This is a genomic window from Pseudomonas sp. CGJS7, from assembly GCF_036961695.1.
The window spans coordinates 59,124-74,677 of the sequence record NZ_JBAMDI010000038.1 but is presented as its reverse complement, the minus strand read 5'-3'; the positions used below and the strand labels follow the sequence as shown (position 1 = coordinate 74,677).

Below are 15,554 nucleotides of genomic sequence, written 5' to 3'. Positions count from 1 at the left end.
TGTCATGAGTCCTGCCTCGATCACTCAGTTACCGGTACGTCGTCGAGCAGTATTCGTTTCGGATGTGCATTTGGGTTCCAAACACTGTCACGCCGCGGAATTCGCCGACTTCCTGCAGAACCTGCGTTGCGATCGGCTGTATTTGGTGGGCGACATCGTCGACCTGTGGTGGATGTCGCAGCGCCGCGCCAGTTGGGGCGCGGCGCAGTATCGGGTGGTGGAAGCGCTGCACGCGCTGGCCCGGGCCGGCACCGAGCTGATCTACGTTCCCGGCAATCACGACCGCTCGGTGCGGCGCTTCTGCGGCCTGGCGCTGCCGCGCATGCAGGTGCGCCGGCGCGCGATCCACCTCACCGCCGACGGCCGGCGCCTGCTGGTCACCCACGGCGACGACTACGACACCGTGACCCAGTTCGGCGGCATGCAGGAGAAGTTCGGCGACTGGCTGTATGAGCGCATTCTCACCGGCAATCAGTTGACCAACCGGGTGCGTCGCCGCTTCGGCTTGCGCTATTGGTCGTTGGCCGATTTCCTCAAGCGCCAGAGCGGCGCAGCCGAGCGCTATATCGCGCGGTTCGTCCAGGCTGGGTTGGGCGACGCGCGTCAGCGCGGGCTCGACGGGATCGTGTGCGGGCATATTCATCGCGCGGCGTTGTTCGAACGCGATGGCTGCGTTTACGCCAACGATGGCGATTGGGTCGAGAGCCTGACGGCCTTGGCTGAAGATCCCGACGGTACGCTGCGGTTGCTGGCGCATACCGGGGAGACGCTGGCGATGTTGCCGCCGCGGGCGTTGCGGCAGGTGGCGGCGGAGTTGCCTTACGCGGCATAAGCGGCCCTCATCCGCCCTTCGGGCACCTTCTCCCGCAAGCGGGAGAAGGGAAAGCTCCCTCTCCCGCTTGCGGGAGAGGGCTGGGGTGAGGCCAAACGCCCGCGTCCTACCCAACCGCCCGCCGCAAAGCCGCCCGCGCCAACAACCGAGTCGAATCCAACGTCGGCAACGAAGAATTCGCATCGCCGATAATCAACGGAATCTCGGTGCAACCCAGCACCACCGCATCGCAGCCTTGCGCCTTCAGCCCGTCGATCACCGACTGGAAATACGCCACCGTCTCCGGCTCGAACACGCCGTACACCAACTCATCCATGATCAGCCGGCCGATCCGCTCGCGCTCCGCAGCCGGCGGCCTGACGAAATCCAGGCCGCGCGCGCCGAGCTTGTCCGGGTACACCGAACTTTCGACCAGCCACTGCGTGCCGGTGAGTCCGATCCGCCGATAGCCGCGTTCGGCCGCTTCCTGCGCGACCACTTCGGCGATATGCAGCCACGGCAGCGGCGAACGCGGCAGCACGTAATCCATGGCCTGATGAATCGTGTTGTCCGGGCAAATCAAAAACTCAGCGCCGGCCGCGGCGAGTTTGCGCGCCGACGACAGCATCAGCTCGCCCACGCCGTCGATGTCGCCACGGTCCAGACAGACCACGTAATCGGCCAGCGAGTGGGTGTGCAGCGCGATCTGCGGATGCGCGTGCGGGCCCAGCACGGCCGCGCCTTCGCTGCAGATGGTCCGATAACACAAGGCGGCGCCTTCGGCCGAGCAGGCGACGATGCCGATGGGGGCGGGGTGGGGCATGGGCGGTTCCGAGGGCGGGCGAGGCTTGCCACTTTAGACGCTGTCGGAGCGGCGTCCCACGGGGGCTGTTTTTGGTCGCAGGCTGCTGCTGCGGCGGAATTGCCGTTAGTTTCGGCGCAATTGAATTGTCGTGGTCGCGGCTAGCGCCGCTCCTACGGGGGGGAAATCGCGGCGCACGGGCGTGGGAAAACGAAAAACAAACGCCCGTTATCGGGCGCCCCGGTAGCATCCGCGGATGGATTCGTTGACCCAGATCGTGCTCGGCGCCGCGCTGAGCGCCGCCATCGCCCCTGCCGGACATCGCCGCGCGGCCCTGCTCGCGGGCGCCGCCCTGGGCACTTTGCCCGATCTCGACGTCATTCCGGTCAATCTGTTGACCGACGATCCGGTCGCGCGCATGACCTGGCATCGCAGCCTCAGCCATTCGCTGTTGGTGCTGCCGTTCGTGGCCTGGGCGATCTGGGGCTGGTGCCGCGCCCGCGGCGGCCGCGTCGCGCAATCGCCCAAACGCTGGTTCTGGGCGATGCAGGCGGCGTTGCTGACCCATCCGGTGCTCGATGCCTTCACCGTTTACGGCACCCAGTTGCTGTGGCCGCTGCCGCTCAAGCCGGTGATGTGGTCCAGCGTCTTCATCATCGATCCGCTGTACACCGTGTGGCTGCTGATCGCCTGCGTCTGGGCCTGGTTCGCCCGCGCCGGGCGCAGCGCGCAGCCGGCGCTGATGGTCGGCCTGGCCTTGAGTTCGCTGTATCTGGGCGGCTCGTTGTGGGCCAAGCACCTGGTCGAACGTCAGGCCGAACCGGCGCTGGCCCGGTTGGGCCTGGAGAACGCGCCGCGCTTCTCGGTGCCGATGCCGTTCAACACCTTGCTGTGGCGGGTGGTGGCGATGACCCCGGACGGCTTCGTCGAGGGCGAGCGTTCCCTGGTCGCCGATCGCGGGCCGATGCGGTTCCGCGCCTATGCCTCCGACACCCAGGCCTACAGCCAAGTCAGCGGCTACCCGGCCGTGCATCGCTTGCAGTGGTTCAACCACGGCTTCATGAAGAGCGAGCAGCGCGACGGCCGGCTGGTGCTGAGCGATCTGCGCATGGGCGCCGAGCCCGACTACAGCTTCCGCTTCGCGGTGGCCGAGCGCGACGGCGAATCCTGGCGCGAGATCGCGCCGGAACAGCTGAAATGGCCGTGGGAAGCCGCCGACAAGCTGCCGGCGATGTGGACGCGGATCTGGCACGAGCCGAAGACCGTGGCCGATGCGGCGACCGACCTGGACGACCTCAGCGGTGCGACCGCGATGCGCGGGCGTACCCACGGCGGTGCGTTGAAGTAGCCCGAACCGACCGATTCCCCGGGGTACGGTGGCGCCGATCCGCGCGGCCGGTGCTATCGCCGGGAATTCAAAGTTGGATTATGTGCCGGTAGTAGGATTGCGCCGGCACATCGGCTGTGGCCTCATGCCTGCGCCGACCGCGGTCGTGCGGAAAACACTTCGAGGCTTCCCCCATGCATCACGTTTCCCGGCCCGCGCTGGCCCTCGCCGCGCTCCTGACGCTCGCCGGTTCCGGTTGCGCGACCTTCGTGCGCGGTTCCACCCAGGCGGTGACCATCGACAGCCTGCCCGGCGGCGCGACCGCGTCGTTGTCCAACGGCGAACGCTGCTCCACCCCGTGCACGCTCAAGCTCAAGCGCAAACATCCGGTCGCGGTGGAGCTGTGCAAGCCCGGCTATCGCCAGGCGCTGGCCCAGATCAGCAGCGAAGTCGGGCGCGGCGGCGCGTTCGGTCTGGCCGGCAACATGCTGGTCGGCGGGTTGATCGGCGCCGGTGTCGACGCCGCCAGCGGCGCGGCCAAGGATTTGAACCCGAACGTGCTGGCGGTGTTGCTGCTCGAAGAGGCGCCCGGCTGCACGGCGCCGAAGTTTCCCGCGGTGCCCGAGAACGGGCAGACGCCTGAAGACTACGCCGAGCAGAAGGCCAAGCAGAAGAAATAGCCGGCGCGGCGGCTCAAGCCGCGGCTGACCATTCCGGATCGACGCCGGCCACCAACGCATCGAAGTAATCGCGGGTCAGCCGCAATTGCAGTTCGGCGTTGTCGGCGCGATTGACCACCGCGCGGAACGCGGCGTTTTCCGGGCGGTCCTTGGCGTACCAGCCCAGGTGCTTGCGCGCGATGCGCACGCCGGAGACCTCGCCGTAGAACGCGTGCAGATGCTGCAGGTGCCCGAGCAGGATGTCGCGCACCTGCGACAGCGACGGCGGCGGCAGTTCTTCGCCGTGTTCCAGAAAATGGGCGATTTCGCGGAATATCCACGGCCGCCCTTGCGCGGCGCGCCCGACCATCACCGCATCGCAGCCGGTCTGGGCGAGCACCGCGGCGGCCTTGCGCGGCGAGTCGATGTCGCCGTTGACGATCACCGGAATCGACAACTCCGCCTTGATCGCGGCGATGGTGTCGTACTCGGCGGTGCCGGTGTACTGCTGATCGCGGGTGCGGCCGTGCACCGCCAGCGCCTGGATGCCGGCGTCCTGGGCGATGCGGGCGATGACCGGCGCGTTGCGTTGATCGTGATCCCAGCCGGTGCGGATCTTCAGCGTGACCGGCACGTCCACCGCCTTGACCACCGCTTCGACGATGCGCGCCACCAGTGCCTCGTCGCGCATCAAGGCCGAACCGGCCCAGGCGTTGCAGACCTTCTTGGCCGGGCAGCCCATGTTGATGTCGACGATCTGGGCGCCGTGATCGACGTTGTAGCGCGCCGCGTCGGCCATGATCTGCGGCACGGTGCCGGCGATCTGCACGCTGATCGGCGCCGGTTCGCCGTCGTGATCCATGCGGTGGCGCGACTTGGCTGTGGTCCAGAAGCGCGGGTCGCTGGTGGTCATCTCCGACACGCACAAGCCCGCGCCCAGACGCTTGCTGAGCACCCGGAACGGTTTGTCGGTGACCCCGGCCATCGGCGCGAGGATCACGCGCGGGGCGATGTGGTGGGGGCCGATGCGCATGGCGGCATTGTAGAGCAGACCGCGATGGGCGGGTTTTGGGGCGTTATTTGCCCGGCTGGCGCCGAGCCTGGGTGAGGGCGCGTGCCCTCATCCGGCCCTTCGGACCACCTTCTCAGCCTTGCACACCCTTCGGGCGCCGCCAGCGGGAGAAGGGCATCGCCATAGCTTGCTATTGGAGCCCCTCTCCCGCTTGCCACCCAAGGTGACTTCCTTCGGGGCGCGGGAGAGGGGTTGGGGTGAGGGCAGCCAGAGGCGAGGTCAGCCCTCAGCCCCCGCTCTTATCCTCAACCGTAGCGCTCGGCCCATTCTGCTTGACCGACTCGATCCCGTGATCCCGCGCCGAATCGCTGCTGTACAACTCGCTGCTGCCGATCACCTGATGATTGGCCGCCTTCAACACGAAGTAAGGCTTGTTGTTCGCCGAAGTCTTGCGCTCATAGAGCGCGTCGAGCGGGCTGTTGGTGCGCACCGAGGCGATCCCGTTCTCGCACGAGGCGTGGGTCGTGTAGCTCTCGCTGCTGAGAATGGTTTCGCCGTTGCCGGCCTTGAGCACGAAGTGATACTGCCCGTTGCTCTGCTTGCTGATGACGTACTTGCCTGCCATGTTCGTTCCCTCGTTGAGCCGCGCGAAGCGGACGTGTGACTTCCGGTTACACGTCGAGAGAACGGATTCGTGAAGCCGCACCGGCCTGATCGCGATGTTGCGCCGATGAACGGTGAGGCCGCAGGCGCCTTAACGGCCGCGCCGGCGCCGCCAGAACAGGAAACCGGTAATCAGCAGGAACGGCGGCATCAGCCCGGTCAAGGCGATCAGGATCTGCCACGCGCGCCCGCCGACGAAGCCGCCGTGCAGCGGATAGATCGCTTCGTTGACGCGCGAGCCGCGGCCTTGCGCGGTGGCGTCCAGGGTGCCGAGCACGCGGCCCTGGTAGGGGTCGATCCAGACCATGCTGCGGCCGACCGGATGCCATTCGCCGACGGCACGCCCGCGCACGGTCACCAAACCGCTGCCGACCTTCGGCAAGCCGATGCGGCGCAACTGCGCGTCGGCCAGTCCGCCGTTCGCGGCCGTCGTCGCCTCGGCCGCCCGCAGCACCGCGACCCAATCGATCGGCTGTTCGCGCGCAGCCAGTTTCGGCGGCTTGCGCGGCTTGGCGTCGCCGAACGCGGCGCGCAAACCATCGCGCGCGACTTCGTCGTAAACCATCGCCGTGCCGGTCAGCGCGGCGAGCAAGGTCAGCGGCAACAGCCACAGGCCGATGCCGCGATGCCAACTGAGCCAACGCCGCGTCGGCGGCCCGCGATACCACTTCAGACTCGCGGCCAGCGCCGACCAGCGCGGCCACCACAGGTACAAACCGCTGATCAGCATGAACAAGGCGACGATGCCGACCACGCCGAGCACCTGCTCGCCGGCCTTGCCCGCCAACAGGTGGATGTGCAGATCGCGCAGCCACAACACCGCGTCGTTGCCGGTGTTGCGGGTCAACAACAACTCGCCGCTGGCCGGGTCGAAATAGCGGCGCTCGTTGTTGGGGAAATAGCCTTGCCAGACCGGCATCTGCGCCGTGGGCAAGTCCAGCGAGGTCATGCCCTGCGATTGCCACTGGCCGACGATGCGGGCTAGCGCCTGGCCGCGTTGCTCGACCGTGGTCGCGGCGTCGCGTTGCAGTTGCGGATACGCCCACAGCGCCAGTTCGCGCTGGAACGCCAGCACCGTGCCCGACAACGCGACGATCGCGAACAGCGTGCCGGCGCTGAGCCCCAGCCACAGGTGCAGCCACTTCAAGGCCGCGCGAAAACGCGGCTTGGATCGTTGCGGGGCCTGGCTCGTGCTCATGCTGGGCGCTTGGATGCTGGGGCTGTGCGCTTAGAACCGGTGCGACCAGCTCGCGCTGAACACCCGTCCGCGGCCGGCGACGTAAGTGTCGTTACGCGGCGTGCTCTGCGAGTAGTAGGTGATGTACTGCTCATCGAACAGGTTTTCCACGCCCAGGCTCAACTGACCCAGCGGCAGCTTGAAGCGGGCCTGCAGATCCACGGTGGTGTAACCGTCGGTGCTGGCCACGCGCACGCCCTTGGTATCGAAATCGCGATCCAGCGCGCGGCTGCCTTGCAGGCGGGTGGAGACGGTGTCGTTCCAGGTCTGGTCCCAGAACGCGGTGACCCGGTCGGGGCTGATGTTGATGCCGGGCAGATCGCTGTCGACGCGGTCGTCGCCGTCGCTGTCGTAGCGGCCGTTGGCGTGCGCATAGCCCAGGCCGACGCGGCCGGCGTCGGAGAACTGGAACGCGACATTGCCTTCGATGCCGCGGATTTCGGTGCGCTCGCGCACCACGAAATAACTCTGGGTATTGCGGTCGAAGGCCAGGCGCGAACCCAGGTCGGAATCGGACCAGTACGCGGCCAGATGCGCCAGCCAGCGGCCGTTGTCGAAGTCCACGCCGATCTCGCGGTTGTCCGACACCACCGGCGATAGATCCACCAGCTTGTCCACGCTCTGGTTCGGCGTGGTGATGCCGCGCAGCACCCGGCCGATATCGGCCACGGTGTAGCCTTCCGAGTACGAGGCGTAGAACTTCAAGGCCTCGGTGGCTTCGAACACGATGCCGTAATTCGGCAGGGTTTCGCGGGTTTCCGGCGAGCCGCCGCGGACGAAACGGCTGCCGCCGGCGTTGGCCGGGATGGTGTTGAAATCGTCGACCTTGAGCTTGCCGCGTTCATGGCGCACGCCGCCGGTGAGCATCAGCTTGTCGGTGATCCACCATTCGGCCTGCACGAACGGCGACCAGGATTCGTATTCGGTTTCCGGCACCCACTTGAGCTTGGCGACCACCAGTTCCTGATAGGTCTTGTCGCGATTCCAGTCCAGGCCCAAGGTCACCCGCAGGCGTTGATCGAACAGGTTGTCGCGCGACCAGCTGAACTTGCCGCCGACTTTTTCCGAGACGTTCTGCGACTGGTCCCACCAGTGCAGGTCGCGGCCGTCGCGCCAGAAATCTTCCCAATCGGTGGCGCCGTACTGGCCCTTGAAATCGACCCAGAACAACTGCGCGTTGAAGAAGCCGCCGGCCATGGCCTTGTCGGTGTAATCCAGCACCAGCGAGGTCGAGCGATTACGCGCGCCTTCGCCCTCGCGGCTGCCGCGCGCGGAGGTGGCGAGCTGGCCGGTGCGGATGTCGCCGTTGACGGTGATGTAGTCGTTGTTGCCCTTGAGCTCGTAGCGGTTGGCGGTGAGCTGCAAGCGCTTGTCGTCGTCGATGTCCCAACCGGCCTTGGCGAACAGGTTGTGGCTGCGCGCGTCCATCAGGTCGCCCTGGATGTCGTTGACCGCGATCGCCTCGCCGTTGCCGTCGTAGTACAGGCCTTCGCTGGCATAGGACAGGCCGCCGACGAAATCGAACGCGCCCTTGCGGGTGCCGAACAGATACGAGGCGCGGTAACCGACGCTGTCGCTCTGGTTCGGCAGCGCGGTGCTGGCACCGATGCTGACGTCCTGGAAGCTCTCGCCGTCCTGGCGCGGCGCGCGCTTGGTGATGATGTTGATGATGCCGCCGGAAGCGCCCAGGCCCTGCAGCGCATTGGCGCCGTGGATGACTTCGATGCGCTCGATCATCGCCGGATCGACGGTATGGCCGTCGCGGCCGCCTTCGCGCAGCGGCGTGGACTGCGGCACGCCGTCGACCAGATACAGCGGCTTGCGCCCGCGCAGGGTCTCGCCGCCGTTGGTCAACTTCTGCCGCGAGGGCGAGAACGAGGGAATCAGGTTGGCCAGCACCTGCGAGATGTCCTGGGTCACCGACAGCTGCTGCTTGAGCTGTTCCTGATCGATCACGGTGATGGTGTTGGCCAGCGCCGCCTCGGAATTGGGCGTGCGGCTGGTGCTGGCCGAGACGACGACGCGGTCGATGTCCTTGGCCTCATCGGCGTGAGCCAGGGGTGCGGCAAGGGCGGCCAGCAGGGCGCTGGCGAGGATCTGGAGGCGGGGCATGGGGAGGAGGGCCTGAAAACTGCGACAGGGCTCGCATGTTAATGCGAACCATTCTCAGTTTAAAGGGCTGCCGGACGGGCGGTGGGCGCTGTGTTCCCTACGGCGCACCCTTCGCGGAACTGGTTCTCACGAAGCAGTCTGATGGTGCCGGCACAAGCAAGCGCTGGACTGCACGGTGGGGATGGCCCCGAGCGGAAGCGATTTTGCGGGTCAGCCAATCAGCGCCGGCGAATCTACTTTGCGCCGAAATTATTCAAGTCGCGCCAGCCAACTGTCGAAATTGACCAGTCCCAACGGTTTAGCGACCTGTCGACAACTCGCTCGCCTCGAAACAAGCGTCCTTCGTTCATCCTGCTCTGCCGCGATTCCAGAAACATGATGCTGCGACGCTTGTTATCGCGTTCTCCCGACTTGGCGGCGGCGCAAGGCCACCGCCAGTCGGACGATTCGTGCGTGGTATCAACCCGCCTTCGGCGGCGATACCGGTCCGACAACGACTTTGCCGCCGCATTCGCCGAAGCATCCCCCGCCGCCGACTCCAGACCATCCACCGCCGCTGCCGCCTCCGGACCCGCCACCGCCTCCCGGGCCGCCGCTACCGCCGCCTCGCGGTACTTTGGAAATCTGCTGCATCCCAGGGATGCCTCCCATGACCGAGGCCATAAGATAGGTCGCGCAACTTCTATCGTTGCAAACGGTAACGGTATCCTTGGCTTTCCACTGATTGACTTTTTGGTTGATCGTGGAGGCGATGAAGCTTGCCGTCTCCGGGTCGGGGGTGGCCCCATCTAAAGTGCATGCGGATCCGCAGTTGAACGTCCCATAATGCGCGGCGATAGCTATGCCGATGGCGGCGATGCCGGCCGCGCCGGCCAACAATTTCGATTTCATCTCAAACTTCCCCCCTTGTTCGCATTGGCCACGATGGTCTCTGCGCTTGATACTTGCTCGGCCGACATCTCTCGGCGCCATAGATCCAGATGCCTCGTCGCCGAAGCCACGCCCCCCCGCTGCTGCAGAATGCGCATGTAGGCATATGCCTTCACCAGATCGCGTTTGGCCAAAGTGCCGTCGTGGTAATGGTTTGCGAGATTGAAAAGCGCGGTGCTGTTGCCTTTGTTTGCCGCAGCGGACAGATGAATGAGCGCCTCATTCTTGATTCGTGCGATTTCTTCTATGTTGGCTACGATTTTCTCGGGCGTGTCGAATCTTTCGGTGGCCACGGAGAAGTACGCGATCTGAGCCTCCGGGTGTCCAAGCCGTGCGGCCATCGTGATCCAGTGCTCCATCGTCGTCAGTTTCTCTTCGCCAAGGCCGGCGCAAACGATGCGATCTTCGCTGAGCTCGGTAACGACGTTGGAGGTCAGGGTTTTGTCTGAAGATTCCGCGGCCAGCGTTTCCAGCGCCTCTTCACGAGTCTTGAGCGATGAGCAACGTCTGAGGTCCGTGTAAATTTGAAACGCCGCTCCGGCGTCGCCGGACTCAGCCAGGGACTTGAGGGGCGAATAGCTATCGGCGAATTTCCTCCTGGTCGCAACGATGCGCTCGACGGCGTCGGATCGCCTTGTCCCTGTATTAGCCTGGGCGACGGCACGCACTGAGTCGGAAATCGATTCTGCCGGCGGGGATTGAGCGAGTTGCGGTGTTCTGGCGCCTGTTTCTTCGCGGCTGCAACCGGTAGTCACTAACAAAGCCAGAGCAACGATGGAGGTCAGGACTCGCTGCATGACATGCATCTTGGGCTCGATCAGGGATGGAAAAGAATCGCGGGATTGAGAGGGAACGGTCGACAGAGAAAAACGATGGAAACCCGTCGCCAATGGCGAGTCGGCCGCTTCCGGAAAAGTCTATTTGCCGATGGATCGCAACGATAGGGTCAATAACGCTGTATTTTTCTAATCGATAAACACGAGTTTTGTGCTGTGCCAGGTAGGTTGCGCGCCGCGTCGATAAGGAAAAATGTGGCTTCGTAGTTTGGTTTTAAGTTGCTTGGCTTGTGACGCCTTGTGACTGCGGGCGATCGGATCGCTGGCCGTTTCCCGCGTGAATGCGCAGCAGGGAGCTGCCCTCGCCTGAGGTCAGCGAAGCGCGATCTATTGCTCAAGGTATGCGTCCGGCGCCGAGTTTCTTATCCTGGTTCGGCGGCGTGTTGAGTTTTCTGCGGTTGCCGAGTTGCAGTCGCGTACGCAGTTCCGCAGTCCCGCAGATGCGAAGGACTGGCTGGATACCATTTGTTGGTGCCGCGATGTAGTTCCGCAAACTGCCGTGGCGGCCCTTGCGGGCGATCAGCCGAACCGAACCTTCAACTCCGCATCGCGCGGCATCGCCACCGCCGCGCCGGCGCGCTCGGTCGACAAGCCGGCATAACGATTGGCATAAGCGACATGCTCGGCGAACCCGAGCCCGCCATCGCGCGCCAACGAGGCGGCGAGGGCGCCATTGAACGCATCGCCCGCACCGGTGGTGTCGACCGCGCGCACCGCCGCCGCCGCGACCCGGTAGTAGGCCTGAGCGTCGCCGCGCAACGCGCCGTCGGCGTGCGAGACGAAGCAGCCGGATTTGCCTAGCGTGATCACCACGCTGCCGTGCGCCAGCAGCCGCCGGCAGTGCGCATGCAACTGCGCGTCGGCCTGTGCCGCCAGCGTATCCGGATCGAGCTCGATCCCGGTACGGCGGCGCAATTGCGCGCAGAACTCGGTTTCGTTCGGGGTGATCGCATCGCTCAACGCCCACAAGGCGTCGCTGGCGATGGCGTCGGCCGGGGCGGGATTGAGCAGGGTCAATCCGCCCGCTTCGCGCGCGCGCGCGAACGCGGCCGCGGCCGATTCGACCGGGGTTTCCAGCTGCGCCAGCACTACCTGCGCCGCATCCAGCGCGGCGGATTGGCCGGCGACGAAGGCCGGCGACAGTTCGGCGTTGGCGCCGGGCCCGATCACGATGCTGTTGCGGCCGTCGGCGTCGACGTAGATGCCGGCGGTGCCGGTCGGCGCGTCGCTGCGCAGGTCGCGCAGATCGATGCCGTCGCCGGCCGCCAGAGCGCGCGCGAGTTGGCCGCCGGCGTCTTCGCCGAGCGCGCACACGAAGCTGGTCTGAGCGCCCGCCCGGGCCGCGGCGGTGGCTTGATTGAAGCCTTTGCCGCCGGGGCCGGTGTGGTAGGTGCCGGCCAAGGTTTCGCCCGGGCGCGGCAACGCGGCCAGCGACCAGACGTGATCGACGTTGAACGAGCCGACGACGACGACGCGTCCGGAACTGGCGTTGCTCATGCCGCTTACGCCGAGAAGTGGGTCAGCACGCCCGCGATGGTCGCGGTCATGAAGGTCGCGATCGAGCCGCCGAGCACCGCGCGCAGGCCGAAGCGGGCCAGATCCTGGCGACGCTCCGGGGCCAGCCCGCCGATGCCGCCGATCTGGATCGCGATCGAGCTGAAGTTGGCGAAGCCGCACAGCGCGTAGGTGGCGATCAAGCGGCCTTCATCGCTGAGCGTGGCGCCGGCGACCTTGCCGTTGACGATGTCGGCCAGGTGGGTATACGCGACGAACTCGTTCAGCACGACCTTTTCGCCGATCAATCCGCCGACCAGCACCGAGTCGCTCCACGGCGTGCCGATCACCCAGGCGATCGGCGCCAGCAGGTAGCCGAGCAAGGTCGACAGGTCGGTCGGCTTGCCGAGCATCGCGGCCAGGCCGGTGTGCTCGCCGATCCAGGTCAGCGGCGCGTTGATCAGCGCCATCAGGGCGATGAAGGCCAGCAGCATCGCGCCGATGTTGAGCGCCAGGCGCAAACCGTCGCCGGCGCCGGCGGCGGCGGCGTCGATGATGTTGGCGGTGTTCTTTTCCACTTCCATCTTGATCGTGCCGCGGGTCAGCGGCTCGCCGGTTTCCGGCACCAGGATCTTGGCGATCACCAGCGTCGCGGGCGCGGCCATGATCGAGGCGGCCAGCAAGTGCTTGGCGTAGAACGCCTGCGCGGCCTGGTCGCCGGCGCCGAGCATGCCCACGTAGGCGGCGAGCACGCCGCCGGCGATGTGGGCCATGCCGCCGATCATCATCGTGATCAGCTCGGACTCGGTCATTTTCGGAATGTACGGGCGCACGGTCAGCGGCGCCTCGGTCTGGCCGATGAACACGCTGGCGCAGACGCTGGTGGTCTCCGCGCCGGACACGCGCATGACCTTGGTGATCGCCCAGGCCATGCCGCGCACCACCGCCTGCATCACGCCCAGGTGGTAGAGCACGCCCATCAGCGCGGAGAAGAAGATGATCGTCGGCAGCACCTGGAAGGCGAAGATGAAGCCGAATTTGCTGACGTCCATCAGGTCGCCGAAGATGAACTTCGAGCCGGCGCCGACGAATTCGAGCACGTGCACGAAGCCCTTGCCGATCGCGTCGAACACATCCTTGCCGCCCGGCACCAGCAGCACCACCGCGGCGAAGGCGATCTGCAAGGCGATGCCGGTGCCGACCAGCTTCCAGTCGACCGCGCGGCGCTTGACCGAAAACACCCACGCAATGCCTACGAGCACCGCCAAACCGAACAGGCCGAAGCCCACGCGTGCAATCGAATCCACTCCACTCTCCCCGGCGCCGGAGCCCCGGCGGCTTTTTGACGTCTAATTAGTCGGCGCAGCCTAGTGGCTGGGCGCCTGGGCGGCAAGCCGCGGCGCAACGCGGGTGCAGTGCGGAAGGCTTGAAAAACGTACGGATGCGCGCCGGCGGCGGCTGCGCGGGCGGCTGCGGGCGGCGGCCGATCTGGCCGACTCGGGCGCGATCGTTCAGATATCCCGCGCCACCACCCGGTTGCGGCCGGACTGTTTGGCCCGCTGCAGGCGCAGATCGGCGCGGCGCAACAGCCGCGACAGGTCGCTGCCCTCCTGCGGAAACGTCACCAGCCCGGCGCTGAAGCTCAGCCACAGCGGCTCGGCGCCGCGGCCGGGTTCGAACGGACGCTCGGCGACGGTGCGCCGGATCGCGTCGACTTCCTCGAACGCGGTGCCCAGCGGCTTGCGCATCACCAGCAGGAACTCGCCGCCGCTCAGGCGCACCAGCCATTCGCTGGGCTCGGACTGCTCGCGCAGCACCGCCACCAGATGGCGCAGGCTGCGATCGCCCAGGCGATGGCCGTAGTCGTCGTTGATCCGCTTGAAGTGGTCCAGGTCGATCAGGGCCAGGGTCAGGCTGCCGCCGTCGCGGCGCACCGCGTCGAACAGGCGCGGAATGCGGTGGGTCAGCCAGGTCCGGTTGGGCAGCCGGGTCAGGCCGTCGGTGCCGGACATCTCGATCAGCCGCTGCATCCGGTAGACCACCATCGAGGTGGCCACCGTGGTCATCGCCAACAGCACCAGGCGCTGGGTCTGGCTGCCCAGGGTGACCGCGCCGTAGTCGCTGGACATCAGGTCTTCGGGCGAGTCGGCCACCGCGAACACCCAGGCCATCAGCAAGCCGTACTGCAGCAGCGCGAGCACGCCGGAGAACAAGGTCACCCGGCCGTCGCTGCGCAGCGCGGTCATCAGGATCGCCAGCAGATAGCCGCACCACACGATCAGACTGTTGAGCCCGGCCGGCAGATGCTGCACGGCCAAAGCGACCAGCACCAGGCTGGTGGCGGTGACGTCGAAGGCGGCGGTGGAGAAGGGCAGCCAGCGGTAGCGGCGCTGGCGCCGGGCCAGCGCCAGCCACAATTGCGAGAACACGTTGACCACGATCGCCCCGCCCAGGCCGATCATGGTTTCCTTGACGCTGCCGCCGCCGATCGCGTTGAACAGCGGCAACAGCAGCAACATCGCCGCCAGCACCGCGCGCAGCCGCGCCACCAGCAGCTCGCCGCCGGCGCCGATCTCCAGCATGATTTCGTCCGGTCGCGACAACAGCGCCACGATCACGCCGCGCATCCGACCGCCTACGCCTTGGTACATCCCGGTTCCTGTCCCTGCGGCTCGCCGCCGCCGTCGCGAGCATAGCGCGAGAGCCGCTCCAGCCCACGCCGGATCCGCGTTTCCGGCGTGGGATTACGACTTGCGTCTCCGCTGGGGCGGAACCAGGCCGGACTAAACCGGCGCGATCAGCCGATGCCGCGCACGCCCACCCACAGCGCCAGCGCCGCGAACACCGCCGCGGCGACGTAGCGGGCGGTCTTCAACGGCAGGCGGTCGGCGAAACGGCTGCCGAGCAGGGCCACCGGCACATTGGCCAGCAACATGCCGACCGTGGTGCCGACGATCACCGCCCACAGCGGCTCGTAGCGGGTCGCCAGTAGCACAGTAGCGATCTGGGTCTTGTCGCCGATTTCGGCGAAGAAGAACGCGATGGTGGTGGCGATGAAGGCGCCGCGCGCGGAGAACTTGGTCTCGCCCTCATCGAGCTGATCGGGCTTGAGCGTCCACAGCGCCACCGCCAGGAAGCTGGCCGCGACCACCCAGCGCAACACCTCGGGTTTGAGCCACTGCGCGACCAGGGTGCCGAACCAGGCGGCGAGGGCGTGGTTGAGCAAGGTCGCGAGCAGGATGCCGGCGATGATCGGCCAGGGCTTGCGGAAGCGCGCGGCCAGCAGCAGGGCCAGCAATTGCGTCTTGTCGCCGATTTCGGCGAGCGCGACGGTGCTGGTGGACACCCCGGTGGCGACGACCCAGGCCGGGAAAGAGGACAGATCCATAACAACTCCGGGGTCGGGCATTCGCGTGGACACGAAAGCAAACGCCACGCGGCCCGACCCGGGTTTCGCGCAACGCCTGCCTTCGGTCTTGCCCGTGGTCGCTGCGCCGGCCGTGGTCCCGAAGCGGGGCACGATCGCGCGCGGCTGCCGTGCATGCGCCATGGCCTGAGGGCCAAGTGTGTTGACGCATGCCCCCGCGAACCTGGTCGGCGGCGGGTGGGCTACTCCCCGGAGGAGGAAAGTGCGGCGATTGTAGCCGGCCCCGCGCCGGCACGCAGCAAAT

General features: G+C 66.6%; 14 protein-coding genes and 1 riboswitch. Of the genes, 3 read left to right on the top strand and 11 right to left on the bottom strand.

Annotation, left to right across the window (positions count from 1 at the left end):
- Positions 1–4: 4 nt before the first annotated feature.
- Positions 5–832, top strand: coding sequence for a UDP-2,3-diacylglucosamine diphosphatase (locus tag V7787_RS22560; protein WP_336089668.1), 828 nt, complete (start codon positions 5–7; stop codon positions 830–832).
- Between the two features lie 106 nt (positions 833–938).
- Here the strand turns inward: V7787_RS22560 and V7787_RS22555 are convergent, their stop codons facing one another.
- Complete coding sequence (locus tag V7787_RS22555) at positions 939–1,634, bottom strand: aspartate/glutamate racemase family protein (protein ID WP_336089667.1); 696 nt, start codon at positions 1,632–1,634, stop codon at positions 939–941.
- Positions 1,635–1,869: 235 nt separating this feature from the next.
- On the opposite strand from V7787_RS22555, the gene V7787_RS22550 reads away from it, so the two are divergent.
- Both V7787_RS22550 and V7787_RS22545 read left to right on the top strand, forming a co-directional pair.
- Complete coding sequence (locus V7787_RS22550; protein ID WP_336089666.1) at positions 1,870–2,961, top strand: metal-dependent hydrolase; 1,092 nt, start codon at positions 1,870–1,872, stop codon at positions 2,959–2,961.
- A 173-nt stretch (positions 2,962–3,134) separates the two neighbouring features.
- Positions 3,135–3,620: a PEGA domain-containing protein gene (locus V7787_RS22545; protein ID WP_336089665.1), complete on the top strand. Its 486-nt coding sequence runs from the start codon at positions 3,135–3,137 to the stop codon at positions 3,618–3,620.
- A 13-nt stretch (positions 3,621–3,633) separates the two neighbouring features.
- On the opposite strand, the gene dusB is transcribed toward V7787_RS22545, so the two are convergent.
- The 10 genes from dusB to V7787_RS22495 form a co-directional block, all read right to left on the bottom strand.
- On the bottom strand, positions 3,634–4,632 hold the full coding sequence (gene dusB / locus V7787_RS22540) for a tRNA dihydrouridine synthase DusB (protein WP_336089664.1): 999 nt from the start codon (positions 4,630–4,632) through the stop codon (positions 3,634–3,636).
- 265 nt (positions 4,633–4,897) lie between these two features.
- A complete protein-coding gene (locus V7787_RS22535) occupies positions 4,898–5,236 on the bottom strand; it encodes a YegP family protein (RefSeq protein WP_336089663.1) in 339 nt (112 codons plus the stop codon).
- A gap of 129 nt (positions 5,237–5,365) precedes the next feature.
- Positions 5,366–6,472 carry a PepSY-associated TM helix domain-containing protein gene (locus V7787_RS22530; protein WP_336089662.1) on the bottom strand — a complete coding sequence of 369 codons (1,107 nt, stop codon included), beginning with the start codon at positions 6,470–6,472 and terminating at the stop codon, positions 5,366–5,368.
- 30 nt (positions 6,473–6,502) lie between these two features.
- Positions 6,503–8,623 (bottom strand): TonB-dependent receptor, encoded by a 2,121-nt coding sequence (locus V7787_RS22525; protein ID WP_336089661.1) that lies wholly within the window; start codon positions 8,621–8,623, stop codon positions 6,503–6,505.
- A gap of 459 nt (positions 8,624–9,082) precedes the next feature.
- Positions 9,083–9,514, bottom strand: coding sequence for a hypothetical protein (locus V7787_RS22520; RefSeq protein ID WP_336089659.1), 432 nt, complete (start codon positions 9,512–9,514; stop codon positions 9,083–9,085).
- Positions 9,511–10,350 (bottom strand): hypothetical protein, encoded by an 840-nt coding sequence (locus V7787_RS22515; protein ID WP_336089657.1) that lies wholly within the window; start codon positions 10,348–10,350, stop codon positions 9,511–9,513. Before V7787_RS22515 ends, V7787_RS22520 begins: the two co-directional genes overlap by 4 nt.
- A gap of 558 nt (positions 10,351–10,908) precedes the next feature.
- On the bottom strand, positions 10,909–11,886 hold the full coding sequence (locus tag V7787_RS22510) for a ribokinase (protein ID WP_336089656.1): 978 nt from the start codon (positions 11,884–11,886) through the stop codon (positions 10,909–10,911).
- A gap of 5 nt (positions 11,887–11,891) precedes the next feature.
- Positions 11,892–13,190: a NupC/NupG family nucleoside CNT transporter gene (locus V7787_RS22505; protein ID WP_336089655.1), complete on the bottom strand. Its 1,299-nt coding sequence runs from the start codon at positions 13,188–13,190 to the stop codon at positions 11,892–11,894.
- A 204-nt stretch (positions 13,191–13,394) separates the two neighbouring features.
- Complete coding sequence (locus V7787_RS22500) at positions 13,395–14,534, bottom strand: GGDEF domain-containing protein (protein ID WP_336089654.1); 1,140 nt, start codon at positions 14,532–14,534, stop codon at positions 13,395–13,397.
- Between the two features lie 146 nt (positions 14,535–14,680).
- Complete coding sequence (locus tag V7787_RS22495) at positions 14,681–15,271, bottom strand: TMEM165/GDT1 family protein (protein WP_336089653.1); 591 nt, start codon at positions 15,269–15,271, stop codon at positions 14,681–14,683.
- A 140-nt stretch (positions 15,272–15,411) separates the two neighbouring features.
- A riboswitch (yybP-ykoY riboswitch) is annotated at positions 15,412–15,506 on the bottom strand.
- Positions 15,507–15,554: the final 48 nt, after the last annotated feature.

Bases quoted from the DNA above. Each gene is read 5' to 3' on its own strand.
- V7787_RS22560 (WP_336089668.1), top strand. From the start codon at position 5: ATGAGTCCTGCCTCGATCACTCAGTTACCGGTACGTCGTCGAGCAGTA.
- V7787_RS22555 (WP_336089667.1), bottom strand. From the start codon at position 1,634: ATGCCCCACCCCGCCCCCATCGGCATCGTCGCCTGCTCGGCCGAAGGC.
- V7787_RS22550 (WP_336089666.1), top strand. From the start codon at position 1,870: ATGGATTCGTTGACCCAGATCGTGCTCGGCGCCGCGCTGAGCGCCGCC.
- V7787_RS22545 (WP_336089665.1), top strand. From the start codon at position 3,135: ATGCATCACGTTTCCCGGCCCGCGCTGGCCCTCGCCGCGCTCCTGACG.
- dusB (WP_336089664.1), bottom strand. From the start codon at position 4,632: ATGCGCATCGGCCCCCACCACATCGCCCCGCGCGTGATCCTCGCGCCG.
- V7787_RS22535 (WP_336089663.1), bottom strand. From the start codon at position 5,236: ATGGCAGGCAAGTACGTCATCAGCAAGCAGAGCAACGGGCAGTATCAC.
- V7787_RS22530 (WP_336089662.1), bottom strand. From the start codon at position 6,472: ATGAGCACGAGCCAGGCCCCGCAACGATCCAAGCCGCGTTTTCGCGCG.
- V7787_RS22525 (WP_336089661.1), bottom strand. From the start codon at position 8,623: ATGCCCCGCCTCCAGATCCTCGCCAGCGCCCTGCTGGCCGCCCTTGCC.
- V7787_RS22520 (WP_336089659.1), bottom strand. From the start codon at position 9,514: ATGAAATCGAAATTGTTGGCCGGCGCGGCCGGCATCGCCGCCATCGGC.
- V7787_RS22515 (WP_336089657.1), bottom strand. From the start codon at position 10,350: ATGCAGCGAGTCCTGACCTCCATCGTTGCTCTGGCTTTGTTAGTGACT.
- V7787_RS22510 (WP_336089656.1), bottom strand. From the start codon at position 11,886: ATGAGCAACGCCAGTTCCGGACGCGTCGTCGTCGTCGGCTCGTTCAAC.
- V7787_RS22500 (WP_336089654.1), bottom strand. From the start codon at position 14,534: ATGTACCAAGGCGTAGGCGGTCGGATGCGCGGCGTGATCGTGGCGCTG.
- V7787_RS22495 (WP_336089653.1), bottom strand. From the start codon at position 15,271: ATGGATCTGTCCTCTTTCCCGGCCTGGGTCGTCGCCACCGGGGTGTCC.